The sequence below is a fragment of the Armatimonadota bacterium genome (assembly GCA_016789105.1).
Lineage (GTDB): Bacteria > Armatimonadota > Fimbriimonadia > Fimbriimonadales > Fimbriimonadaceae > UphvI-Ar2.
Map to the genome: position 1 here is coordinate 371,214 of JAEURN010000008.1, position 22,760 is coordinate 393,973.

Below are 22,760 nucleotides of genomic sequence, written 5' to 3' on the forward strand. Positions count from 1 at the left end.
CGTTCAATCGCGGACGGCGCTAATGGGGAGGCGGGCAACCCCGCCTTCTTCCAAGGCTTTGCGCTGGCCGGAATCGACCGATAGGTGGACTTGGTCGCCAGCCGAGTGGAACCGAGGGGTTCCGGCCATCCGCGTATGGTAGGCGTCGAACGAAACGGTCGCCGTCTTGCCGGCAACCCGGACAGTCCATGTTTCGCGGATGCGCTCACCTCGGCGACCCAGCGTTACCGAATGCCGGTCAACGGAGCTGATTTCGACCTCGACAGGGGTGGAGGCAAGGGCGGCGGCAAGGAGGAGAACCATATATCCGAAAAGCTTATCAGACCTCGTTCCAAACCGGGGGTTATCAGGGAATACCCGCTGAATTGCCGGGCCGTTCCGTCACGGTTTGTACAACAGGTAGGGCTCCCGCAGCTGCTTGAACTGTTCAACCTCGAATTGCCAAGAAGCAATGATGTGTTCCGGCGACTTTCCGACCGACAGGTCGGCTTCAAGTCGGGAAGTCCCGGCAAGCTTAGCCATCCAACTGGAGTTGAAAAACCGGACACGATCCAACCCTTTTGTTTGCCGGAAAAACTCGGCTACTAAGTGGATGCCCAGCTCGACGGGTCGGACTGCCGCAGGATCGGTGACCGAGATTTGGATCCCGTGGAGCGGACGGTCTTGGAACCGGGGGCTTTCGGACATGCCTTTGATTGAGCGGGGGGTGAACGGCATCGCCGAAACAACCACTCCGGGCAGATGGGCCCCGTTGAGGCGCTTGGCGGCTTCGGCTGAATCCAAGTACGGGGCGCCCAGGGTCAAAAATGGTTTGTCCGTCCCGCGCCCCTCGCTGGCATACACCGACTCAAAAAGGCAGCTGCCGGGATAAACAAGTGCTGTTTCGAAGTCCGGGATATTGGGTGAAGGTGCTACCCAACTGAGGCCCGTTCGCGAAAACAACTCGCCCCGGCGCCACCCGCTGGCCTTTTCAACCCGCAAATCCAACGCCTCCACACCGGGAACCCACTTTTCGCCTTGGATCATCTGAGCCAGTTCGCCGGCGGTCAAGCCGTATTGGATCGGTACGGGGTATTGCCCGACAAACGATTCGTACTTGTCCTCGCGGACATACCCGCTGACCTGTTGGCCTCCCAGGGGGTTGGGCCGGTCGAGGATCAGAAATGGGATGTGCGCTTTTGCCGCCGATTGCATGCAAAGCCCCAAAGTGGAGATATAGGTGTAAAACCGAGCCCCGATGTCTTGGATGTCGTAAACCAAAATGTCGCAGCCCTCCAACTGTTTTGGCGTTGGTTGGCGGTTGCTCCCATAGAGGCTATACACCGGGACACCGGTGCGCGCATCGGTCGAATCGCCGACTTTCGCACCCGCATCCGCTTCGCCCCGCAGTCCGTGTTCCGGGCCGAAAAGGGCCACCAGCTTGATTTTCGGGTTGTCGAAGAGCGCGTCGATGAGGTGCTGGTTGCCAACAACGGCGGTGTGGTTGGTCACCAATCCAACCCGGTGGCCTTCCAGCGATGCAAAGCCGTTGCGCTCCATCACTTCGGCTCCGGTTTGGACACGGGCGACGGCGGCAAGGCAGCAAAGAGGGGCCAACATACGGACAAACCGTCCGTGAGTTTACGGGTTTTTGGGACAAAGCGACAGGCAAGGGTTCCGAACCGTCATAGTAACTACCGGAAAGAGTGACCAAAACCGACGTTTGCGAAGTCGAAGCCGCAGCCTGTGACAAGCGACCTGGGCGGCCGAGATGCCAAGAAGCCCACAAGAAGATCCTCGAAGCGGCGCTGGCCGAAGTGGCAGAGCATGGCTACGAGGCGCTCAGCATGGAAGCGATCTCACAACGGGCCCACGTCAGCAAGGCCACGGTGTACCGCCGGTGGAACAGCAAAGCCGACCTGATGCTCGATGCGATGGAATTGGCCGGATGTGGCAAGTTCTGCACGGCAGGAACCGGGACATTGCGTGGGGATTTGGAAAAGCAGGTTTCGGCGCTCGTCGAATTCCTCAACGGGCCAGAAGCCAAAACGATCCGGGCCGTCATTGCCGCTGTCCAAAGCGATGCCGAACTCGCCGAGCGGTTCCGCCAAGGGTGGACAGACAAGCGCCACCGTGTTTTTGAGCACGCATTTTCCGAGGCCGTCGAACGCGGTGAATTGTCGCCGGAAACCGATTTCGAACTCTTGATCGACCTCATCTGGGGGCCAGTCTATTATCGGTTCGTCAGCAGTTTCGACCCCATCGAAGGGTGCTTGTCCAGCCGGATCTTGGACAAGGTGTTACCCGCTTTCACCCAAAGGTGAGCGTTTCGCCGACAAAGACGGTAGCCTTTGCCGATGCTCCCGCTTGTGGCGGCAACCCTCATGGCAAGCACGATAGAATCCGCCGGCTATTCGTTTGGCCCCGTCCCATCCCGGGAGAACGGGAACTACCTGGCCAACCGGGCACCGCTCACCGCGACCCCGTTCTTGGAACTTCCGGCCGGGGTGGTTAAGCCCCGGGGGTGGGTGGCCGAGGTTCTCAACCGGCAACGGCATGGGTTGAACGGGAACCTCGGAGAAATCAGCGCTTGGCTCCAAAAATCCGACAACGCCTGGCTCAGCCCGGAGGGTAAAGGCGCCTGGGGTTGGGAAGAGGTTCCCTATTGGCTCAAGGGTTACGCCGAAATGGGATACATCTTGGGCGACAAAACCGTCATTGCCGAAGCCCAAACTTGGATCGAAGCGGTTTTGGCCAGCCAAAAGCCAGATGGCAACTTCGGCCCCGTCACAACCGACGAGAACGGGGTGGAAGATTTCTGGCCCAAGATGATCATGCTGTATGTGCTGCAGTCTTATTACGCGCACAGCCACGACAAACGGGTTATCGACCTAATGGAGGAGTTTTTCCGGTACCAGTTGGCATACCCCGAAGACCGATTTCTCAAAATGTATTGGCAATCCCGGAGGACTGGGGACAACCTCCATTCTGTGCTTTGGCTCTATAACCTCACGGGCGAGGAATGGCTGCTTGACCTGGCCCGGAAAATCCACCGGTGCGGGATCGATTGGACCCCCCGCGACACCCCGCCAGACCAGTGCATGGAATCGATGCCGGATTGGCATAACGTCAACATTGCGCAGGGGTTCCGAGAGCCGGCAATTTACAGCCAGGTCAGTGGCAAGGAGAGCGACAAAGCCGCCAGCACCGATGCGTTCCGCACCGTCCGCCGCTATTTTGGGCAGGTGCCGGGCGGAATGTTCGGAGCCGATGAAGATGCCCGTCCCGGCTATTCGGATCCCCGGCAGGCGGTCGAAACCTGCGGCATGGTGGAGCAGGTCAACTCTGACCTGGAAATGCTGCGCATCACCGGCGACCGGTTTTGGGGAGACCATGTCGAAGATGTCGTGTTCAACACCCTGCCCGCGGCCTACATGCCGGATATGAAGTCACTGAGGTACCTCACGGCCCCAAACATGGTGCTCAGCGACGACCAAAACCACAGCCCAGGCATCCAAAACCGTGGCCCGTTCTTGATGATGAACCCATTCAGTTCCCGGTGTTGCCAACACAACCACGGCATGGGCTGGCCCTATTTGATTAAGAACCTGCTGATGGCATCCGCCGACCGGGGGGTTTTGGCCGCCGTCTATGCCCCGTTCGAGGCAAAAGTGAAGGTCGGCAACGGGCAGACGGTCGCCATCGCGCTTGAAACCCACTACCCGTTCGAGGAGACTTTGAGGTTTGCGGTGGATCCCGACGTGCCCACGGCTTTCCCCTTCTATTTTCGCATCCCGGCCTGGTGCCGTTCGCCGGAGGTCAAAATCAACGGCCGCGAGGTCCCGCTCCCTGGGTTGGTGGGGCCATTTTTGAAGATTGACCGGACATGGAGCCGGGGTGACCAGGTGGAAGTCAAATTCCCAATGGCGGTGAGCCTGCGCACTTGGACCGCCAACAAAGGCAGCGTCAGCGTCGATTACGGCCCGTTGACGTTCTCCCTGAGGATTGAGGAGATTTACGAGCGGGCCGATAGCATTTCCGGAGCGATCGGCGACAGCAAATGGCAACCCGGTGCCGACCCGGAAAAATGGCCCTCATTCCTGATCAAACCGGGTTCGGCATGGAACTTTGGGCTTTTGCCCGGTAGGCAGTTCGATATCGAACGCAAACTGTGGCCGAAGGATGATTACCCCTGGACCCTGCAAGCCGCCCCGTTGGCGATCCACGCCCGCGGAAAGAAGATCCCTGGTTGGACTCTGGACGAACACGGCCTTTGTGGCACATTGCCCCCAAGCCCGATCCATGCCGATGGTGCCGAGCAGCCTATCGAGCTCGTCCCGATGGGGGCGGCTCGGCTCCGGATCAGCGCATTCCCGGTTGTGGAATAGGCTTTTTCGCGGCTTATTGCCGGATCCGGCTGCCTGGGTCTTTGACCGGGGAATGGGCTTGGAAGTAGGCGATCAGCGCTTCCAAATCCACAAACCCCGTGTCGATGCGTTGGCCCTTGGCCTCTTTCAAAACCGTGTGGCCGTCACCCCCGCCAGAAGTGAAGTTGCTGAACGTCACTTTATAGGACTTGGTGGGTTCGATGGCTTGCCCGTTAAAGGTGGCCGAAACAACCTTGCCCCCTTGCACTGTGTAAACAAATCCGTTGCTCGGCAACAGTTGGCCCCCCGTCCCGACCCCTTGTTGGAGGGCGGCCAGCAGTTCCGACCCTTTCAAATCCAAAACGACGAGCTGGTTGCCAAACGGGCAGACCTCGGCCAGTTGGCCATAGGTGACCTTGCCTTTTGACAGCTGGCTGCGGACCCCGCCAGCATTCCAAAACCCGAATTGGGCACCTAAACCTTTGGTTTTCTCGACGGCAGCGTCGGCGATTACATAACCCATGGAGGGCTCGCTCAGTTGGCCGAAGTTCCGGTTCAGGTCAACATCCAGTTGGGCGATTTCCTTGGTCATCAAGGCTTGAACCGGTTTGGCAAACGCGGCATAAAGGGCTTTGACAAACGGATTCTCCGGCCACGATTCGTCAACCAGGATCGGTGCACCCTTCCATGATTTCAAAACGCCCTTGTCGTTGAAAGTCACCTCGAGTTCGCCGACGACCTTCCCCCATTCCCAGGCTTGCACGATGAGCAGCGGGTTGCCGCCGGCATCTTTGGCGGCAATCGGGTAGTCGCCCCGCGATCCATCGAACCCTGGGATGTCCACTTTGCCGAGCAGCGTGTGGCTGTGCCCACCGACGATCACATCGATGTTTTTGAATTTTGGGGCCGTGGCGATGTCTTGTTCCAATCCGCCGTGGCTGAGCAAGATGATCTTATCGACGCCTTGCTTGGTGAGGTTGTCGACTTCTGCCTGGATGGATTTGGTGTAGTCCAAGACTTTCAAACCAGGTACCGGCAACACAAGGTTGAGGAGGTCGTCGGGAACCGCCCCCACCAAACCGATCCGCTGGCCCCCAACTTCTAGGACGGCCGATTTTTTGACGACTTTGGCCAATTCGGGCAATCCCGAAACATCCAGGTTGGTCGAAACGATCGGGAACCGGGCCAGGCTCGCAAAGGTGACCAAGGCGGGGATGCCCCGGTCAAACTCGTGGTTGCCGAGGCACGCAGCTTGGTAGCCGATCATGTTCATGTAGCTGAGGTCGGCGAGCCCTTCGTATTCGTTGAAATAGAGGGTGCCTTGGAACGTGTCGCCGGCATTCAGCAATACGGGGTTGACCACCTTGGACCGGCGGTCGATGATCACGCTGGCTTGACGGGCGTATCCGCCGATGCTTTTGCCCTTGACCACACTCGGGTCGGCGTGGGAGTGCATGTCGTTGGTGTGCAACACCGTCATGGTGAAGTCCGCTCCCTGGGCCCAACACCCGGCTGCCACCGCGGCCGCGATCAAGATTCCGGCAATCCGTTTCACAATGCCCGAGGGTATACCCCCGCAATTTTCTGGGATCGGGGCAGCACCCGAAAACAACCCTCCAGTTCCAGGTTTTAAGCCCGAAAACCTGGAGTAAGGCATGATTGTTGAACTCGGCGTCCGGATCTTGTTGGCGGTGGCAGTGGCTGCGGCCGGCATCACTTTGGGCAAACCCCCGGCCCAATCCGCAATGGAGATCGGTTTGGTCTACCTGCTTGCTTCGTGCGGCGTTTTTGTGCTCGACCGCGCCAAGGGCCGCAATTCGGGGATCGCCGGTTTTGTTGCCGTCATGGATGCCACGTTCATTGCCGTGGCCTTGGCCGCATGCGGCCAGCTTGACCGGTACGGGTTCCTTGTCCTCGCCCCCATGATGTGGGCGACCGGGCGATACAGTTCCGATGCCGCCGCCATGGCCCCGCTCTGCGCCGCCACCGTCATGGTCAGCAGCAACTTTTTCGGCGGGGAGGGGTTCACGCTCCCCGTGATGTTCCACACCCTCGGCATCCTTGCCGTCGGGTTGCTGACCAACCAGGCCAAAGTCGTTGTGAAAGAACGCAACATCCCGGTCGAAGTGACCCGGAATGTCGAAGTGGAGTCTGAAGAGTCCATCCGCATGCGGGAGTCTTACGCGAGCCTCAAATCCCACATCTCCGAACTGGAAGAGAGCAACAAGCGGGAGCGGCTCGGCATGAAGCTTTGGATGGCTGCCAACCAAAGCGACGAATCGCCTATCCCGGCCATGGCCGCCAAACTCCGTGAGGATTCCGGACTGGAAGGCGTCGTGCTTTACACCCTGGACACCCGGGAAAGGCGGTTTGTCGTCGGGGCGGTCAGCGGGGAAGTCCCGACCAAAGCGCGGGATTCCGCCCTGGTCATCGGCAAAGGATTGAGCGAAGCTCAAATGGCCGACCGGCTGACCCGCCAACTCACCGATTTGCGCGATCCAGACCGGGCTGTGAAAATCAAGGTCTTGATCATCAAAGACCAGGGCAAACCCAACGGGTGCGTCGCCCTGTTCGACCCCCAACACCTGACCGTGGAAGAAGCTTCTTCGGCCACCAAGCCCGTCATGGATTACCTCGGAGGGCTCATCTCGCAAGTGCGGAAGAAGGAAGATGAGTCGCGCCGCCTCCGGGAAGCTGAAGTGCTTTACGGGGTGGCCAGCGTTTCCATTGGTGCCGAAAGCCGGCAGAGCCTGATCTCGCGAGTGCTCCGGGAAATCGGGGAGACCATCTCCGCTGACCACCTGGCCGCCTACTTGGTGGATGGGCAGCAGGCCGCCCCAGTCTCAACCATCGGATCGGCAAACCGGCTCATGGATCACATTTCGTTCGCTTACGGCTCTGGAATGACCGGTTGGCTTGCCACCGGCACCCCCGAAGTCGTGGCCCCAGACGCCCTTGACGATGACCGGATCGACCGGGCCAGCGCCCTCAAATGCCGCGTCGGGAGCTTTGCCCTGATCCCCATCCTCTCCGGAGAAGAAACCGTCGGGTTCGTCACCGCCGCAACCCACCGGGTCGGCGGGATCGACAACGCGAAACTCGAAAGCCTGCGCGCAATCGTTGCAGAAATGGGGCAGGCCCTATCCCGGGCTGGTCAAAGCGATGCCGCCCCCCTGGGTGCGATGACTCCCAAGGAATTCTACGATGCCGTCCGGAAAGGCGGCGAGGGGTGGTTTGTCTATTTCGATGTCACCAACCGCGAGATCGTGGCCCGTGATTACGGCCGCCCTGCCCTCGATGCCGCGATGCGCAAACTCACCCACCGGCTCCGGACAAGGCTCCCGGCCAAAGGGGCCATGTGCCGGAGGGAAGAAGGGGACTTCGTTTCGTATTTGTCCGGAGGGTCGGGCGAATCAGCCCAAAAATGGGCGAACGAAGCGGCCGCTGCGCTCAACGGACTCTATTTGACAACCCCCGATGGGAGACACCGGATCAGCCTGCAAATCCGGGCAAAGGTCGCGGCGTTCTCCCCGCAAAAATCCCAGGTTTCCAGGCAATCCGCGGCCTAAAGGTGCGAAACGGCATGATTACGAGTTCTTCCCTGACCTTCCCTTCGGATAGAGTTGTTCCACGGTGGCCGAACGCCTGCCCAAGGTGTGGTGGCCGGCAGTGAAGCCGCCGATTGCTTTTCAGGCAACCGCCAAGGCCCCAAACCGGGCGTTGGTTTGGGAGTCGGGGATTTTGGATTCGATGGTTCAATCATTTGATTGGCGGGGCGCAATGGAAATGTGCCGCGAGGTTTTGCAGGACGACCCAGACCATTTGGGCGCCCTTGAAACCCTGGTCAAAGCCCAGTGGCTGGCCGGGCAATACCAAGATGTGATCCACACAACCGGACGCCTCCTGCGGCTGAACCCTTATGAGCCCGGATACCGCTACACGCGGGGCATGGCTTATATGTCCATCGGCCTGTTGCGCCGTTCGGCCGAAGATTTTGAGCTGGCGTATGCCCAGAGCCGCGACGCTGCGTTCCGCTCCCAAGTCGCCTCCGCCCTCCAGGCCGTGGAGTTGTGGCTCGGGGACGAACATCCGACCACGAATCCCCAAGTCACCCTGGCCGACCGGGCGGGGTATGGGTCTTTGACCAGCCTGCGGGTCCACTGACAAACAACACATGCCCCGGAGGGGAATCCCCACCGGGGCATGTTTGCGGGTGGCTTGCTTTAAAGGGTTGCGGCAGTCGCCGGCTTGTCTTTACCTGCGCAGCAATCCGATTTGGATTCGACCGCGACCGGCTTGGCTTTGCTACAGCAATCCGATTTGGCATCCACGGCAGCGGCGGCCGGGGCAGAAACCACTGACTGGCCGGACTTGTGGCATTTGGCTTCCGGTGCGGTCATGGCACTCACTGCGATGGCGGCCCCGGTCAGGGCGACAATGGTGGCAATGGGCGCGATGAGTTTCTTCATGGCCTTACTTTACACAATTCCCAAGCATTTTGGTGATTCCCTCCCGACTTCAGTTCGTGTCGTTTGAGTCATTTAGGTGGAGCCAGTGGTCATCAATCCCTCCCCAGGGCTGGGGAGGGAAGCCCATGCCTACTTTAGAGCCGCCGCTGGGGCCGTGTCTTCCCACGGGAAGGCCGGGTTGCCGAAGTGGCCGTTTTTGGCGGTCGGCAGGTAAATGGGCCGGCGCAGATCCAAATGTTGGTTGATGCCCCGGGGGGACATGTCGAAATTGGCCCTGATCCGTTTGGCGATTTCGGCCACATCCATGGTCTCTGTGCCGAAGGTCTCCACATTCACGCTGACCGGTTGCGCGACCCCGATGGCGTAGGCTAGGCCGATCACGGCCCGGTCGGCAAGGCCGGCGGCAACCACGCATTTTGCGATGTGCCGGGCCATATAGGCCGCCGAGCGATCCACTTTGGTGGGGTCTTTGCCGCTGAACGCCCCGCCCCCGTGCGGGCACATCCCCCCGTAGGTGTCCACAATGATCTTGCGGCCCGTCAAACCGGTGTCGCCAGCCGGGCCCCCCCGGACGAACCGGCCAGTTGGGTTGTAATGGGTTGTGATTTCGCCCTGGATGAATTCCGAATAGCCCGCAAGCACAGGATCGACGATCTCAGTTTGGATGAGTCCCCGAACCGTGTCGCTGACCCGTTCTTCGTGTTGCTGGCTAAAAACGATGGTGTCCACGCACACCGGCTTGCCGTCTTCGTAACGGACCGACACCTGCGACTTCGCATCCGGGCGGAACCCGAGGCCGGGGTTTGAGCGGCGCACTTCGGCCGCCCGCCGGGTTAGCGCGTGGGCGATCGAGATTGGGAGCGGCATCAGCTCCGGCGATTCGTTGCATGCCATGCCGAACATCATCCCCTGGTCACCCGCACCCCCGGTGTCGACGCCCATGGCGATATCTGAGGATTGGGGCTGGATGGCGACCAACACGCCGCAATTGTCCCCATCGAACCCGATGTCCGTGCTGGTGTATCCCACCTGCTTGATCGTTTCTCGGACGATGTTCTGGACGCTGACGTAACCTTCGCTCGTCACTTCGCCGCTGACGATGGCGACGCCGTGCGCCAGCATTGTTTCAATGGCGACGCGGCACTTCTTGCCCTCGGGAACGCCGAGTTCGAGGTCTTGGCGCAGGAACTCGTCCAAAAGGGCGTCAGAAATTTGGTCGGCCAGCTTGTCGGGGTGGCCCTCGCTCACACTCTCAGATGTGTAGATGTTCCAGGTTGCCATTGGGGTCGGGGGCTAGGATACCGAAGGGATTTCCGGCTACCGGGGTCCATTTAACTGGGGCCGACGATATACTCGGGGCGTGGCGGCAAACAGTTTCCTGAAGAATTCTGTCGGACAGTGGACGGGAGAATCCTCGCTCCACCTATCCTGGTTGGAAGATGAATCCAAACGGGTTCAAACTGGGCCAAGCGGCATGCACATCGAGGTGGATGCGCACCAGGCTTTCGCCACCATCTCTTATTGGTGGACTTATGAAGGAAAGCGCCAAGAAGGGTTGATGGTCATAGCCGGTGGGGCCAAATCCAAGAAGGTCTCGATCGGGTGGGCCGACAGCTGGCATTCCAACACCGATGTCATGCACTTCACGGGCACTTATGAAGATGGCCGTGTCGAAGCCCTCGGGCAGTATTCCGTCGGGGACAGTCCGCCATGGGGTTGGCGCATCGTTTTGGAAAGCAAAGACGGCAACCTCACCATGGCAATGGACAACATCCCCCCTGGCGAAGAGGGCATTTGGGCTGTCAAAGCCACCTATCACAAAGCCTGAACGCCAAAACCTCAAGTCGATTGCGAAGTTCTGGCTCTTAGGTTCCCGGTAATTGTGCCGATGACCAGAACAGGATGGAAAGGGGCCTTTACGCAGCGGCGACGGGGATGAACATCGCCGATCAGTGGATTTCCACGATCAGCAACAACCTTGCCAACGCCTCCACCACCGCCTACAAGCGCGACGTGCTGGCATTCAACGAAGCCTACGAACGCCAATTGACGTCGGAAGACGGCAGCAAAGTCGGCAACCTGGGTGTCGGGCCAGAGGCCTACCGCGTCATCACCGTTTGGGAACACGGGGCGGTGACCCCCACCGGCAACCCCTTTGACATCTCCATCGGCAGCAACCGCGCCCTGTTCAAAGTCTCGACGCCGGAAGGGGAAGCATACAGTCGCAACGGCGCCCTCTCCGTCAGCCCCGACAACCAGCTCTGCACCTCGACGGGCGGGTTGGTGCTTGGCACGGATGGCAATCCCATCCGCATCACGTCCGGCCAATTAGCGATCGACCGCAACGGGACGGTTTCCATCGACGGCAAAACGGTCGGCCAAATCGGCTTCTACGCCGGCACCTTTTCCAAAATCGGGGACGGGAACTACGCCTCCACCGATGCGGCTCCGGTCGCGGCAACCGAAGCCGGCGTGCAACAAGGATTTATTGAAGGAAGCAACGTCAACGTGGTCGAAGAAATGATCGCGATGGTGAAGCTGAACCGCGCCTTTGAGCTGGCCCAAAAATCAGCCCAAAGCCAAGACGACTCGACACAACGATTGATCGGCATCCTCCAAGGACGTTAATGCTGGACAGAGGGCATGAAGCCCTCTGGAGCACCGCCAAAGGCCCGAACGGCCAGGCGGCAACGGACTAAGGAAGGCGCCGGTGAACCACGGGAAAACAATACAGGAACAACACCGCCCTTATGATGAGAGCACTCAACACCGCGGGAACCGGAATGGTCTCCCAACAAATGAACTTGGACGTCATTGCCAACAACCTGGCTAACGTCAACACGACCGCATTCAAAGGCCAGCGGGCCGAGTTCCAAGACTTGATGTACCAAAACATCTCGGCTTCCGGGGCCGCCAACGGGGATAGCGCCAAGCTGCCCCAGTCGCTCCAAGTCGGTTTGGGGTCCCGGTTTGCGGCATCCACCACAAACCTGCAGACCGGGTCACCGCAAATCACCGGCAACCCGACCGACCTGGCCATCAACGGCAACGGCTACTTCCAAGTCCAAATGGGAGATGGCACCACGGCCTACACTCGCGACGGTGGATTCAAAACCGACTCGAACGGCCTCATGGTCACCAGTAACGGCAACCCGTTGATCCCCAATATCTCGATCCCCAACGGAGCCCGCGCATTGACGATTTCACCCGAAGGGTTCGTGAGCGCCATTTTGCCGGGCAACAACGACCCCACCGAACTCGGGCAGATCCAGCTCGCCTTGTTTAGCAACCCGGCCGGCCTCACCCGGGCTGGCGAGAACCTCTACCTGGCCGGCGGATCCAGCGGCGATGCCACCGTCGTCACGCCGGGTCAAGAAGGGAGCGGCACCCTGCTGCAATCCCACCTGGAAGGCTCCAATGTCCAGGTGGTGGAAGAGATGGTTAAGATGATCGCCGCCCAGCGCGCTTACGAAATCAACTCCAAAGCGATCCAAACCTCGGACGACATGCTGTCTGTCCTCAACAACCTCAAGCGGTAATCCAAATGGTCTCTTTGATCTGCACCCTCCTGCTCGGCTCGGTGGCCGGTGCCCCGATCCAGGTCGATGGCGACGGCTACCTGCGGTTCGCCAAAGATGGCGCGCTGGTTTATGCCAAGCATGCCGAACTGACTTGGAAAAACGGCCTCGTGGTAAGCCAAGATGGCGACCCGGTCTGGCCCAAAATCCGTGTCGAACAAGAACCTGCGGCCATCCAGGTCGACCTGAAAGGGAGGGTGACCGCCATCTTCCCAGACCGCCAAATCGAAGCCGGGAGACTGGTGGTCGCCCTCTTCCCAGACGACATCCGGCCCGTTGTCAGCGGCAACTACCTGAAACTGTTTGGCGACGGTGAACCGGCGGAGCCGGGCCAAGGTCTCGCTGGGGTCATCCGCCCATGGCAGCCAAGTGGCCAGCCAGCCGGACAGGGCGAGCAGAGCTTTGTCAAAGTGCATTTCGACCAAAACGGCGAACCGGGAGGCGAGAGGACGGAAATCACCGTCTCCAATCTGGCGGCACACAAGACCGATTACCAAGGCGACGATGCCTGGATCGCCCAAGGGGGCATTGAAATCGCCTTCCCCGCGCGGTGCCAGATCTCCGGCAATGCCATGGCTTTGGGGGACTTGGCCGACATCTTTGCCAGCCCCGCCGACCGGGCAGTTTTGGAAAAACTCGACATGGGCAACCCGCCCGTGTTTGGGGCCCCGCGGACTTATGACCGCAATTGGGTGATCGCCCAACTCAAAGGCGCCGGGTACCAGGCCGCCAAAATCCGGATCATCGGCCCCGTCAGGCTGACCATCGAGCGGATCGGGCAAACCGTCACGCAAAAGATGTTCGAAGATGCCGCCACCGCCGGAATCGCCAGCCAATACCCGGACTTTGAACCGGAATCGGCCAAACCGGTGCCCGACCTGCAGGCGCCCGCCGGAAAGTTGGAGCTCATCGTCGAAAACGTGGCCAAATCGGGCAAGGCGCTCAGCGTGACAGTTGCCGCCTATATCGATGGCAAGCGGATCAATTCCCGCACGCTCTCCTTCACCAATGCGGCGGCCCCGATCTCGGTTAAACCGGGTGACGAGGTGACCGTTTGCGTGCAAAGCGGCCCCGTGCAAATCGAATCGACCGGCAAGGTCAAGAAAGTCGACCCGGTCTCGGGTCAAGTCACGGTCGAATTGTCGACGGGCAAAACCCTTGTCGGCCGTTGGACCAAGTCCGGAAAAGTAGAGGTCAAGCTATGAAAACACGTCTGATTCTTATCGGGCTCTTCGCTTTGGGGACGATTTGTTGGTCCCATGCCGACCAAAGTTCCCAAAACCAAGGCGGCAAAGAAAATGCCGGATCGATTTATGGAGGTTCGGTCAAGAATCCTTTTATTGACGATGTTGCCCGCGGCAAGGGAGATGTGGTGATGATCCTTATCGACGAACAGTCGGTCAGCACATTTGCCGCATCGACTACCGCCAACAAATCTGACTCCACATCGGTGCAGCCCAACATCCTAACCGGATTCCTGACCCAGCTTTTCGGGCCGCTCAGCAACGGGGCCACTAGCAGTACCTCCGGCGACGGCAACACCAGCCAGAACTCCAAGATGACGGCCAAGATGAGTGCGGTCGTCAAGGACGTGCTCCCCAACGGGACGCTTGTAATCGAAGGCCGCCGGTCGCTGGTCACCAACAAAGAAACTCAGACTTTTGTCCTCAGCGGCCTCATCCGCCAGCGGGACATCAAACCCGACAACACGATTGCCAGCACAAAAATCGCCGAGGCGGAAATCAAGATGGAAGGCAAAGGCCAAATCAGCCAAAGGCAGCGCAAAGGCGTGCTCACGACCATCCTGGACTGGTTGTTCTAATGAAGAAATTGCTTTTCACCTTGCTTTTAGCGGCGGTTTGCGCGGCGGCCCTGGGCCAGAATGGCACCACCGGTCAAACCGGTGCCGCTGCCGCCAAGCCGGACACGAAATCCGAATCCCAGGCTCGCAAAGAGCAAGAGGATCTGGAAAAGCGGCGCAGTGCCGCCATCCGCAATGCAGAAACCAACGGCATCCCGGTTGAGATTTCGGCCATCGGCGGATTCCGGGGCTCGCGGTCAAACGTGATCTTGGGTTATGGGTTGGTGGTCGGGCTCAACGGCACCGGTGATTCCAAACAGATCGCGGCGACCAACACGTCCATGGCCAACGCCCTGTCCCGATGGGGGACGATGGTCGATCCCGCCAATTTCACGGCCAAGAACATCGCCATTGTCAGCGTCACGGCGGAGCTGCCTGCTTTTGCCGCTCCGGGCCGCAAGGTCGATGTGACGGTTCAGAGCCTGGGTGACGCCAAGAGCCTGGAAGGGGGATTCTTGCTCCCGACTTCCCTAGGGGCTATGGCCGATAACACGGTGATTTACGCCATGGCAAGCGGCGGCCTGAGCATCGGTGGGTTCAATGCCGGCAATTCGGGCAGCTCGGTGCGCCAAAACCACCCGACGGTGGCCCGCATTCCAAACGGGGCAGATATCCAAAAGGGAGTGGACACCCAGTTTGTGTTTGGCGGCAACATCATCTATTTCGACCTGGATCAGCCTGATTTCACAACCGTCCAGCGCGTCCGGGACGCCATTGCCCGCAGTTTCCCCAGTCTGGGAGTTTCGGCGATTGACGGCGTCACCGTGGCGATCACCCTCGACGACCCGAATGATGCGGTCGATGTGATCAGCCAGGTTCAAAAATTGGAAGTGTTCGCCAATACCGAACCCACCGTCGTCATCAACGAACGGACCGGCACCATTGTGGTCGGCGGTAACGTCCGGCTCGGCCCAGCCCTAATCGCCCACGGATCGCTGCGGGTGACGATCGACACCGAGTTCGTGACGAGCCAGCCGGGGCCGTTCAGCCAAGGCCAAACCACGGTGACCCCCGCGACGTTGACCAATGCCAACGAACAGCCGCCCCAAGTGGTCGTGGTTGCCCCCAATGCCACATTAGACGACCTCGCCAAGATTTTCCAAGCCATGGATGTTTCCGCGCGGGACATCATTGCCATCATCCAGGCCCTTGCCCAGCAAGGGGCGCTCAAAGCAAGGGTGAAAATCCAATGACGCCTGTCGCCAACAACCGGTACCGGCTGCGGGAAGACTTTGCCCAGGGGCTTGCCGACCAGTTGCAACCCAAGCTCGGCCAACCGGGATCGGAGACCCGAAAGATCATGGAAAAGGCGTTTTCGCCGATCCTGACCGACGGCAAGATCGACATCGAAAAGCTGCCCGAAGCCGCCCAAAAGGAACTCCACAAACTCCAGGAAGCCAGCGAGCAGTTCGAATCGTTCTTTGTCAAAAAGCTGCTGTCGCAAATGCGCCAGACCAGCTTGTCCCAAAACAGCACGCCCATGATGGATTTTGCCAAAGACACCATGGATCAGGCTGTCGCCGACCAGGCCGCCAAGGGTCAATCCACCCTCGGCATCGCCAAAACCGTTTTCATGGCCCAAGCCGCCACGGTTGTCCAACAAGAAATGGGCAAGCGGGCTGCCGAAGTCGCCTCCACTCCATCAGGGAACAAATCATGACCACCACAAAGCAATTGGAAAACTTCTGGGCCGATTGGCTCCGCAAATCCGACGACCTCCTCAACATCCTCCACCAACAAACCGCCGCCCTCACCATGCGGCAAGTTGAAAGGATTGAGGAACTGCAACCGATTCTCGATGCCGAAATGGCAGCGATGGAATCGATCGATGCTAACGCCGCGGCATCCGCCAGAGAGCTGGCCGAACAGTTCGGATGTGAACCGAACCTTCGAAGCTTGGTGGGTGTGCTTGAAAAAGCCGATGCGCAACGCGTGCAAGCCATGGCCAACAAAGTCATCGTCGCGGGGCGAAACCTGCAACGCGTTATCGACAAGAACCGGGCCCTCATCGAAAACGAGCTCGAATATGTCAACGGCTCGATCTCGGTGATCTGCACGGAATCCCAAAAATCCAGCGGCCCCTATGCTCCGCGGGTTTCCCAGGCAAATGTGCTGATGAATCAGGCTGCCTGATGCCGACAATATTACTGGGAGCATCAATATGGCTGGACCATTCCTTGGATTGAACATGTCGCGGCTTTCGCTGAGCAACTATCAGCGGGCCATCGACACGATTGGCAACAACATCGCCAATCTCAACACCCGGGGGTATTCGCGCCAGACGGTGGATTTTGGCACTCTCCCCCAGTTGCCGTTCTACAACAACGGTATCAAGTCTATTGGGCAAGGGGCCATCATCACCTCGGTCAACCGGCTCCGAGACGTCTATCTCGACCGTAGCCATTCCGCCGCGCTGTCGTCCCAGAGCCGGTATTCGACCCTGGGGGCCCATCTGCAACGGATCGACGGGATCTATGGCGAGCCATCGGACTCTGGTGTCAACCAGGCTCTCAACCGGTTCTTCAACGCGTTCTCCGGCCTCGGTTCTAACCCCAGCGACCAAGCCGCGCGCACCGAAGTCCGGCTGGCCGGTCAAGTCCTGGCTGACCGGGTGCGCAACAAGTACGCCGACCTCACAAACTTGCAAACCAGCCAAACCACACAAATCACCGACACGGTCACGCAAATCAACAATTTGGCCCAAACCATTGCCAAGCTCAATGCCCAGATCACGACCGCTACCGCGGCCAATGGGAACGCCAACAGCCTGATGGACCAACGGGACGTCGCGGTGGAGGATCTGAGTAAGCTCGTCAACCTGCAACGGGAGACCTTCCCGGATGGATCCTATGCCATTTACGCGGCTGGATTCACCTTGGTGCAAGGAAGCAACGCCAGGACCTTCCCTAGCTCCTATGATCCGGCGGCGGCCACGTTCACCGACGGGGCGATCACTTACAACATCCGGGGCGGGGCCCTGGCCGGCCACTTGGCTGGGTTGAATGAAACCCAAACCCAAATGTCCAACCTGGACAACCTCGCAAACACCCTGCGGACCCAGGTCAATACCCTCCACGCCGGAGGGGTCAACGCCCTTGGCAACACCGGCGTCAATTTCTTCAATGATGTGGCGGCCCCGCCGCAAACCGGCGCGGTCGACTTTCAATTGAGTGCCGAGGTGATGGCGAGCGCGGACGCGATCGCTGCCGGGCTCACTGGCGATCCGGGCGACGGGTCGGTTGCCCAACAACTCGGCGAAATGCGAGACACCGCCCAAGCCGCCCTTGGGAACCGCACGTTTAACGGATTCTTCACCGACATCGTCGGCCGGTTGGCCAGCGACGGCAACTATGCGGCCGCCGCCGCCGAAACCGAATCGGCCGTTTTGGCGCAAGTGGAAAACCAAATCCAAGCCGTCAGCGGGGTCAGCATTGACGATGAAATGGCCAACCTGGTCAAGATGCAGCGCAGCTATCAAGCCGCTGCACGGGCCCTTTCAATTTTCAACGAAGTCAGCCAGGAGCTCGTCAACCTAGGCCGCTAGGCCGGAGATAAGCCATGAGGGTGAGCACGCCGTACCAATTCGAAACATTTTCTAACAGCATCCGCACCGCTCAGGAGGCGTACTTCCGCGTTCAGCGGCAGATCTCCACGGGCAAAAAGTTCGAATCTGCTAGCGAAGACCCGCTTTCAACCCGCCTTTCGATCAATACCCGAACACTCAAATCGCGGTTCGAACAGTTCGACAAGAACTTGAGGGGTGCAAACGATTACCTCGGGTTCAGCGAAAATGCCTTGGCCGACGTCACCGATGTGGTCAACCAAGCCAACCAACTGGCGATCCAAGGGGCCAGCAGCGCCATCGATGTTGGTGCCGCCCAAAGCCTGGCCGACCAAGTCGGCAAACTGCAAGAGCGCCTGGTGCGGCTGGCCAACACCCAAGGGGGCCAGGGACAATACATTTTTGCTGGACAAAAAAACGGGACGGCCCCCTATTCGGCTTCGGGTGGCGTGCTGACTTACAGCGGGGATGGAAACCCCATCCGCGCTGAAATCCGGTCGGGCGAATACATGGATATCAACCTGGCGGGAATCGACACCGACTTTGTGGACATGTACGCCAAGTTGGAACAGCTCAAAACAAACTTGTCCAACCAAGATGTCGTCGCCATTTCCACCCAGTCTCTTGCCGACATCAAAGGGATCCGGGACAAGGTCACCAACCTCCGTGCCGAAGTCGGATCGCGGCTGCAAACCGTGCAAAGCCTGAAGGATGAGAACACGCGGCGGATCGACGATTTCACCAAAGACATCTCCGACTACGAGGACGTCGACCTCTCTGACGCCATCGTCCGTTACCAACAAACTCAATCCGCTTACCAGGCCGCCATGCAAGTGGCCAGCCAAGGCATGAACCTCTCCCTCATGGACTTCCTGAGATGAAAACGACCCAATTGATTGAAACGGCTCGGTTCGGCACCATCGAATTCTGCGACGCCGACCTGGTAACGCTCGCCGAAGGAATCCTGGGTTTCCCGGGTCAAACCCGCTACCTTGTAATCCAACACAAAGAAGGAAGCCCGTTTTGCTGGCTCCAAAGCGCAGACGACGGCGCACTGGCCTTTTTGGTTGTGGATCCGGCCTACTATGTGCCGGACTATGCCCCGGAATTGCCCGACGAAACTGCCCGCCAACTCGAATTGGGCGAAGAGACGCCCCGCCTCGTCTATACTATCGTCACCATTCCGAAAGGGAAACCCGATGATATGACCCTGAACCTGGCTGGGCCGATCCTGATTAACCTGGAAAAGCGCCTCGCCAAACAGGTCGTCGTGGAAGACGTCCGTTACGCCATCCGCCACCGGGTCTTCCCCAAACAAGAGATGGGGCAAACCGCCGCCTGAACGGACAGTTCACGCGGCCAGCGCCAAGGAGGGCAACATGCTGGTACTCACCCGGAAAGTCAACCAAAGCATCGTCATCGGCGAGGGCATCGAAGTCGTTGTCCTTGAGGTGAGGGGCGAACAGGTGCGCATCGGCATCAAAGCCCCCCGCGATGTCGCCGTCCACCGCAAAGAGATCTTTGAACAGATCCAGCAAGAGAACGTTTCGGCTTCGGGGACGGACATGAGCGACGTTCCGGAATGACCGGCGACCCGGTAGCCGCCTGATTAGGGTGCCTTTTCGCCAGCCCAATTCCACAGCCGACCCACATTGACCTCGTGCATTGTGTCGGCATCGGGGGTTTCGACGACGATCGGCGTGCGCTTGAACCGCGCATCGTGAACCAGGCACCGGAAAGCCGCTTCCCCGATCAGCCCTTCGCCGAGGTGGTCGTGCCGGTCGACCCGTGAGCCCAAGTCTTTTTTGCTGTCATTGCAGTGGATGACTTTGATGCGTGAACATCCGACCAGCCGCTCGAACTCCGCGAAGGTCGCTTCGTAGGCATCGGGCGTGCGGATGTCGTACCCGGCGGCAAAGATGTGGCAGGTGTCGAGGCAGACCCCTAGGTTTGAAGGCGAACCGGTGAGGTCGAACAGTTCGGCCAAATGTTCAAACTTGTAGTTGAGCGATGAGCCTTGCCCGGCCGTGGTTTCCATGAGCAGCGTCACTCCAGCGGGGATTTCCGCCAGGATCGCTTTTGTTTGTTCGGCAATTTTTTGCAGGCCGGCCTCTTCGCCCTGCTTCATGTGTGCGCCCATGTGGCTGACGACATAGGGGATTCCAAGCGTGGCGCAGCGGGTGAGTTCGCGGGTCAGGGCCTCGCGAGACATCTGGGCTTTTTCGGGCTCCGGCGCGCACAGGTTGATCAGGTAGCTGTCGTGGCTGACCAGAGCTTGGGGGTCGAGCCCGGTTTCGGTGATCGCTTCTTGGAGCTTTTGGGGCGCGTCCTCGGCCAGAGGTTTGGATTGCCACTGCTGGGGGGAGCTGGTGAACACCTGCACCGCCGTACACGCGATCGCTTTGCCCCGCCGGACGGCATCGGGCAAGCCTTTTCCCGTGGGCATGTGGGCACCGATCAGCTGGGCAGGCATGGATCTGAGGTTACCAGCGGCAAAGCTGGGTGACAATCTCCAAAAAACGCTCCCTTGCGTGCCGCTCCAGCCACGGTTCGTGCCCGCATTGTTCCAGCTCGATAAACTCCAGTTGAGGGATGTGGGGCTTGAGATCGTCGAAAATCAGCCGGCCGGGATGGGGGTCGTCGGCCCCCTGGATCAGGGTAACCGGGCATTGGATGCTGGAAAAACGGGCGGGTTCGACCCCTTCTTCTTGCAGGCGCATCGCGTCCGCCCACGTCTGGGCGTGGCCATCGGGGTCATACTGAGGATCGGGGTCCGGGCAGGGGTCGGGGATCGGGTCGAAGGCTTGGACCGACGTCGCATAGTCGCCGTATGCCCGGAACGCCGCGGCCCGCTCAGCCGCGGTTGGGGCTTGTGCAACCAACTCTTTCAGGAGAGCGGCCCTTTCTGGGTCGAAGCGCAACAGGATGCGGCGGACGTATTCTTGCCGGGACGCTTCGGAATATGTCCCGCATCCGACCAAGAGCAACCGACGGCACCGGTGGGGAAACTGGCTGGCAAAAGAGAGGGAGAGCATGGCCCCCCAGCTGTGGCCAAGGATGTTGGCGTCGGATTGCACAACCGCCGCCATATCGTCCACGTGGGTTTGAACCGAAAGCCGCTGACCACCCGCATACCTCTGCAGAATCTCCCGGGCATTGAGATCCGCGGGCAAAGCGGCCCGCAACCCATGCAGAGAGCCCTGGGCCCCCGGTCCGCCGTGGATGAGGACCAGATCGGCAGGCCGAACCTCCATGCCGTCCTGAAGTTGTGGGCGGAGGGCCATTTCCCAAGTGTACTGATACTTTGACTCATCCCGTCCAAACCGGGACATGGGCGGCGGGTAACCTGGGCCATCCATGGGGCAATACCTCGCCTGTTTCAAAGCTTATGACGTGCGCGGCGTTGTGCCCGATGAGCTCAATCCAGATGTCGCCTACGCCATCGGCCGGGCCTATGCGCAATACACCAAAGCCAAAACGGTCTGCGTGGGTTACGACATCCGATTGAGCGGTCCGGAACTTGCCCAATCGCTGGCCGCAGGGCTCAACGAAGAAGGGTGCGACGTCATCGATTTAGGCATGGTCGGCACTGAAATGGTGTACTTTGCCACAGCCTTTTATCACTATGACGGTGGCGTGATGATTACCGCCAGCCACAACCCACCCCAATATAACGGCATGAAAATGATCCGGCAAGAAAGCCGGCCGATCAGCGGCGACACCGGACTGGATGAGATCGAACGGCTCAGCAAGCTCATCCTGGATGGCGGTGTTCGGGCCGGTGTTGGAGGTGGCACCATTCGCCTGAAGGATTGCTACCAAGATTTTGTCCAGCACCTCCTCAAGATCTGCCCGGGGAACGACTTGCGCGAGCATAAGGTTTTGGCGAGCCCCGGCAATGGGGCCGCCGGCATTGCGATGGACGCGCTGGCCCCGCACCTTCCGATCGAGGTGACGCGGATGATGTTCGAACCCGACGGAACGTTTCCCAACGGCGTTCCTAACCCCATATTGGAGGAGTCGCGGGCACCGGTAGAAGCCGAAATGCGGGCAAGGCACTACGACTTGGGAATCGCTTGGGACGGCGATTACGACCGCTGCTTTTTGCTTGATGAAAACGGCAACTTTATTGAGGGATATTATATTGTTGGACTGCTTGCCCAAGCGATTTTGCAAGACAACCCCGGCGCAACGATCATCTATGACCCCCGGCTGACGTGGAACACCCTGGAGATCGTCCGGGAATCTGGCGGGCGGGCCGTGATGTGCAAGAGCGGGCACGCCTTCATCAAAGAGCGGATGCGGGCCGAGAATGCGGTCTATGGAGGCGAAATGAGCGCCCATCATTACTTCCGCGACCACTGGTATTGCGACAGCGGGATGATCCCGATGCTGCTGGTGCTCAAGCTGATGGCCAAAACGGGCAAAAGCCTAGGTCAACTGGTGGGGGCGATGATCGAGAAATACCCCTGTTCGGGCGAGGTCAACAGTACGGTCGCCGATGTGCGGGCCACCCTGGCAAAAGTAGAATCGGAATTTGGGGATGGCGAGATTGACCGCACGGACGGGCTCAGCATCGAATTCCCCAACTGGCGTTTCAACCTCCGGGGAAGCAACACGGAGCCGGTGATCCGCCTCAATGTGGAAACGCGGGGCGACCGGGCTCTGTTGGAAGAAAAAACGGCGGCGTTGCTTGCCTTAATCCGAAGCTAATAGAGAACAGGCAATCCAGATTCAATTTGAACCTGACGGCCGGGACCATTAGCCCAGTATTAATATTTGGGGCCTGCCCTTGCGCTCTGGCAGGTCATAATCGTACTTGGTAGGGCGTGTCTCTGCCAAACAGGAATGACGCAACTAGGACGCGTCGCCAAGTCAGGGCTAGGGCTTGGAACTCACAGGGAACTTAAGGAAAGTTGTGAGGGAAGACTCCCCGCCCAGGGT

Annotated in this window: 24 protein-coding genes; 17 read left to right on the plus strand and 7 right to left on the minus strand. The window is 59.5% G+C overall.

All coding sequences use genetic code 11. From position 1 onward, the window contains the following. Positions 1 to 3: 3 nt before the first annotated feature. Both JNM28_10325 and JNM28_10330 read right to left on the minus strand, forming a co-directional pair. Positions 4 to 303, minus strand: a complete 300-nt coding sequence (locus tag JNM28_10325) for a hypothetical protein (GenBank protein MBL8068835.1) — start codon at positions 301 to 303, stop codon at positions 4 to 6. A 78-nt stretch (positions 304 to 381) separates the two neighbouring features. Then, positions 382 to 1,599, minus strand: a complete 1,218-nt coding sequence (locus JNM28_10330; GenBank protein ID MBL8068836.1) for a DUF1343 domain-containing protein — start codon at positions 1,597 to 1,599, stop codon at positions 382 to 384. 86 nt (positions 1,600 to 1,685) lie between these two features. Between JNM28_10330 and JNM28_10335 the strand changes: the two genes are divergently transcribed. Then, positions 1,686 to 2,303, plus strand: coding sequence for a TetR/AcrR family transcriptional regulator (locus JNM28_10335; GenBank protein MBL8068837.1), 618 nt, complete (start codon positions 1,686 to 1,688; stop codon positions 2,301 to 2,303). 60 nt (positions 2,304 to 2,363) lie between these two features. Beyond that, positions 2,364 to 4,367, plus strand: coding sequence for a glycoside hydrolase family 127 protein (locus JNM28_10340; protein ID MBL8068838.1), 2,004 nt, complete (start codon positions 2,364 to 2,366; stop codon positions 4,365 to 4,367). Positions 4,368 to 4,380: 13 nt separating this feature from the next. Here the strand turns inward: JNM28_10340 and JNM28_10345 are convergent, their stop codons facing one another. After that, positions 4,381 to 5,901, minus strand: coding sequence for a 5'-nucleotidase C-terminal domain-containing protein (locus tag JNM28_10345; GenBank protein MBL8068839.1), 1,521 nt, complete (start codon positions 5,899 to 5,901; stop codon positions 4,381 to 4,383). Between the two features lie 100 nt (positions 5,902 to 6,001). Between JNM28_10345 and JNM28_10350 the strand changes: the two genes are divergently transcribed. Together JNM28_10350 and JNM28_10355 are read left to right on the plus strand one after the other, a co-directional pair. Beyond that, positions 6,002 to 7,915, plus strand: coding sequence for a GAF domain-containing protein (locus tag JNM28_10350; GenBank protein MBL8068840.1), 1,914 nt, complete (start codon positions 6,002 to 6,004; stop codon positions 7,913 to 7,915). Positions 7,916 to 7,979: 64 nt separating this feature from the next. Beyond that, a complete protein-coding gene (locus JNM28_10355) occupies positions 7,980 to 8,510 on the plus strand; it encodes a hypothetical protein (protein ID MBL8068841.1) in 531 nt (176 codons plus the stop codon). A 59-nt stretch (positions 8,511 to 8,569) separates the two neighbouring features. Here JNM28_10355 and JNM28_10360 read toward each other — a convergent pair whose 3' ends face one another. Beyond that, positions 8,570 to 8,815 carry a hypothetical protein gene (locus JNM28_10360; GenBank protein MBL8068842.1) on the minus strand — a complete coding sequence of 82 codons (246 nt, stop codon included), beginning with the start codon at positions 8,813 to 8,815 and terminating at the stop codon, positions 8,570 to 8,572. A 129-nt stretch (positions 8,816 to 8,944) separates the two neighbouring features. Further along, complete coding sequence (locus JNM28_10365; GenBank protein MBL8068843.1) at positions 8,945 to 10,096, minus strand: methionine adenosyltransferase; 1,152 nt, start codon at positions 10,094 to 10,096, stop codon at positions 8,945 to 8,947. A gap of 79 nt (positions 10,097 to 10,175) precedes the next feature. Here JNM28_10365 and JNM28_10370 point away from each other — a divergent pair, with 79 nt between their 5' ends. The 12 genes from JNM28_10370 (at position 10,176) to csrA (ending at position 19,402) form a co-directional block, all read left to right on the plus strand. Beyond that, positions 10,176 to 10,643: a hypothetical protein gene (locus JNM28_10370; GenBank protein MBL8068844.1), complete on the plus strand. Its 468-nt coding sequence runs from the start codon at positions 10,176 to 10,178 to the stop codon at positions 10,641 to 10,643. A gap of 74 nt (positions 10,644 to 10,717) precedes the next feature. Next, positions 10,718 to 11,443: a flagellar hook-basal body protein gene (locus tag JNM28_10375; GenBank protein MBL8068845.1), complete on the plus strand. Its 726-nt coding sequence runs from the start codon at positions 10,718 to 10,720 to the stop codon at positions 11,441 to 11,443. 122 nt (positions 11,444 to 11,565) lie between these two features. Next, positions 11,566 to 12,354 (plus strand): flagellar basal-body rod protein FlgG, encoded by a 789-nt coding sequence (gene flgG / locus JNM28_10380; protein MBL8068846.1) that lies wholly within the window; start codon positions 11,566 to 11,568, stop codon positions 12,352 to 12,354. 5 nt (positions 12,355 to 12,359) lie between these two features. Continuing rightward, positions 12,360 to 13,598, plus strand: coding sequence for a flagella basal body P-ring formation protein FlgA (locus JNM28_10385; protein MBL8068847.1), 1,239 nt, complete (start codon positions 12,360 to 12,362; stop codon positions 13,596 to 13,598). Further along, on the plus strand, positions 13,595 to 14,215 hold the full coding sequence (locus JNM28_10390; protein ID MBL8068848.1) for a flagellar basal body L-ring protein FlgH: 621 nt from the start codon (positions 13,595 to 13,597) through the stop codon (positions 14,213 to 14,215). The genes JNM28_10385 and JNM28_10390 overlap by 4 nt, the downstream gene beginning before the upstream one ends. Next, a complete protein-coding gene (locus JNM28_10395; protein MBL8068849.1) occupies positions 14,215 to 15,447 on the plus strand; it encodes a flagellar basal body P-ring protein FlgI in 1,233 nt (410 codons plus the stop codon). The genes JNM28_10390 and JNM28_10395 overlap by 1 nt, the downstream gene beginning before the upstream one ends. Further along, positions 15,444 to 15,914: a rod-binding protein gene (locus JNM28_10400; GenBank protein MBL8068850.1), complete on the plus strand. Its 471-nt coding sequence runs from the start codon at positions 15,444 to 15,446 to the stop codon at positions 15,912 to 15,914. The genes JNM28_10395 and JNM28_10400 overlap by 4 nt, the downstream gene beginning before the upstream one ends. Then, positions 15,911 to 16,387 carry a flagellar export chaperone FlgN gene (gene flgN / locus JNM28_10405; GenBank protein ID MBL8068851.1) on the plus strand — a complete coding sequence of 159 codons (477 nt, stop codon included), beginning with the start codon at positions 15,911 to 15,913 and terminating at the stop codon, positions 16,385 to 16,387. Before JNM28_10400 ends, flgN begins: the two co-directional genes overlap by 4 nt. Positions 16,388 to 16,415: 28 nt before the next feature. Further along, positions 16,416 to 17,798, plus strand: coding sequence for a flagellar hook-associated protein FlgK (flgK, locus tag JNM28_10410; protein ID MBL8068852.1), 1,383 nt, complete (start codon positions 16,416 to 16,418; stop codon positions 17,796 to 17,798). A 14-nt stretch (positions 17,799 to 17,812) separates the two neighbouring features. Beyond that, on the plus strand, positions 17,813 to 18,697 hold the full coding sequence (flgL, locus tag JNM28_10415) for a flagellar hook-associated protein FlgL (protein MBL8068853.1): 885 nt from the start codon (positions 17,813 to 17,815) through the stop codon (positions 18,695 to 18,697). Continuing rightward, a complete protein-coding gene (locus JNM28_10420; GenBank protein MBL8068854.1) occupies positions 18,694 to 19,158 on the plus strand; it encodes a flagellar assembly protein FliW in 465 nt (154 codons plus the stop codon). Before flgL ends, JNM28_10420 begins: the two co-directional genes overlap by 4 nt. A 37-nt stretch (positions 19,159 to 19,195) precedes the next feature. Beyond that, a complete protein-coding gene (csrA, locus tag JNM28_10425) occupies positions 19,196 to 19,402 on the plus strand; it encodes a carbon storage regulator CsrA (protein ID MBL8068855.1) in 207 nt (68 codons plus the stop codon). A 23-nt stretch (positions 19,403 to 19,425) separates the two neighbouring features. On the opposite strand, the gene JNM28_10430 is transcribed toward csrA, so the two are convergent. Next, complete coding sequence (locus tag JNM28_10430) at positions 19,426 to 20,289, minus strand: deoxyribonuclease IV (GenBank protein MBL8068856.1); 864 nt, start codon at positions 20,287 to 20,289, stop codon at positions 19,426 to 19,428. 10 nt (positions 20,290 to 20,299) lie between these two features. Continuing rightward, positions 20,300 to 21,100, minus strand: coding sequence for an alpha/beta hydrolase (locus tag JNM28_10435; protein ID MBL8068857.1), 801 nt, complete (start codon positions 21,098 to 21,100; stop codon positions 20,300 to 20,302). Between the two features lie 73 nt (positions 21,101 to 21,173). On the opposite strand from JNM28_10435, the gene JNM28_10440 reads away from it, so the two are divergent. Beyond that, positions 21,174 to 22,529, plus strand: a complete 1,356-nt coding sequence (locus JNM28_10440) for a phosphomannomutase (GenBank protein MBL8068858.1) — start codon at positions 21,174 to 21,176, stop codon at positions 22,527 to 22,529. Positions 22,530 to 22,760 lie beyond the last annotated feature (231 nt).

Coding starts and splice junctions, on each gene's coding strand:
- JNM28_10420 (MBL8068854.1), top strand. CDS start 18,694: ATGAAAACGACCCAATTGATTGAAACGGCTCGGTTCGGCACCATCGAA.
- JNM28_10435 (MBL8068857.1), bottom strand. CDS start 21,100: ATGGCCCTCCGCCCACAACTTCAGGACGGCATGGAGGTTCGGCCTGCC.
- JNM28_10340 (MBL8068838.1), top strand. CDS start 2,364: ATGGCAAGCACGATAGAATCCGCCGGCTATTCGTTTGGCCCCGTCCCA.
- JNM28_10360 (MBL8068842.1), bottom strand. CDS start 8,815: ATGAAGAAACTCATCGCGCCCATTGCCACCATTGTCGCCCTGACCGGG.
- JNM28_10350 (MBL8068840.1), top strand. CDS start 6,002: ATGATTGTTGAACTCGGCGTCCGGATCTTGTTGGCGGTGGCAGTGGCT.
- JNM28_10430 (MBL8068856.1), bottom strand. CDS start 20,289: ATGCCTGCCCAGCTGATCGGTGCCCACATGCCCACGGGAAAAGGCTTG.
- JNM28_10395 (MBL8068849.1), top strand. CDS start 14,215: ATGAAGAAATTGCTTTTCACCTTGCTTTTAGCGGCGGTTTGCGCGGCG.
- JNM28_10375 (MBL8068845.1), top strand. CDS start 10,718: ATGGAAAGGGGCCTTTACGCAGCGGCGACGGGGATGAACATCGCCGAT.
- flgN (MBL8068851.1), top strand. CDS start 15,911: ATGACCACCACAAAGCAATTGGAAAACTTCTGGGCCGATTGGCTCCGC.
- flgL (MBL8068853.1), top strand. CDS start 17,813: ATGAGGGTGAGCACGCCGTACCAATTCGAAACATTTTCTAACAGCATC.
- JNM28_10390 (MBL8068848.1), top strand. CDS start 13,595: ATGAAAACACGTCTGATTCTTATCGGGCTCTTCGCTTTGGGGACGATT.
- JNM28_10385 (MBL8068847.1), top strand. CDS start 12,360: ATGGTCTCTTTGATCTGCACCCTCCTGCTCGGCTCGGTGGCCGGTGCC.
- flgG (MBL8068846.1), top strand. CDS start 11,566: ATGATGAGAGCACTCAACACCGCGGGAACCGGAATGGTCTCCCAACAA.
- JNM28_10365 (MBL8068843.1), bottom strand. CDS start 10,096: ATGGCAACCTGGAACATCTACACATCTGAGAGTGTGAGCGAGGGCCAC.
- JNM28_10330 (MBL8068836.1), bottom strand. CDS start 1,599: ATGTTGGCCCCTCTTTGCTGCCTTGCCGCCGTCGCCCGTGTCCAAACC.
- JNM28_10325 (MBL8068835.1), bottom strand. CDS start 303: ATGGTTCTCCTCCTTGCCGCCGCCCTTGCCTCCACCCCTGTCGAGGTC.
- JNM28_10400 (MBL8068850.1), top strand. CDS start 15,444: ATGACGCCTGTCGCCAACAACCGGTACCGGCTGCGGGAAGACTTTGCC.
- JNM28_10440 (MBL8068858.1), top strand. CDS start 21,174: ATGGGGCAATACCTCGCCTGTTTCAAAGCTTATGACGTGCGCGGCGTT.
- csrA (MBL8068855.1), top strand. CDS start 19,196: ATGCTGGTACTCACCCGGAAAGTCAACCAAAGCATCGTCATCGGCGAG.
- flgK (MBL8068852.1), top strand. CDS start 16,416: ATGGCTGGACCATTCCTTGGATTGAACATGTCGCGGCTTTCGCTGAGC.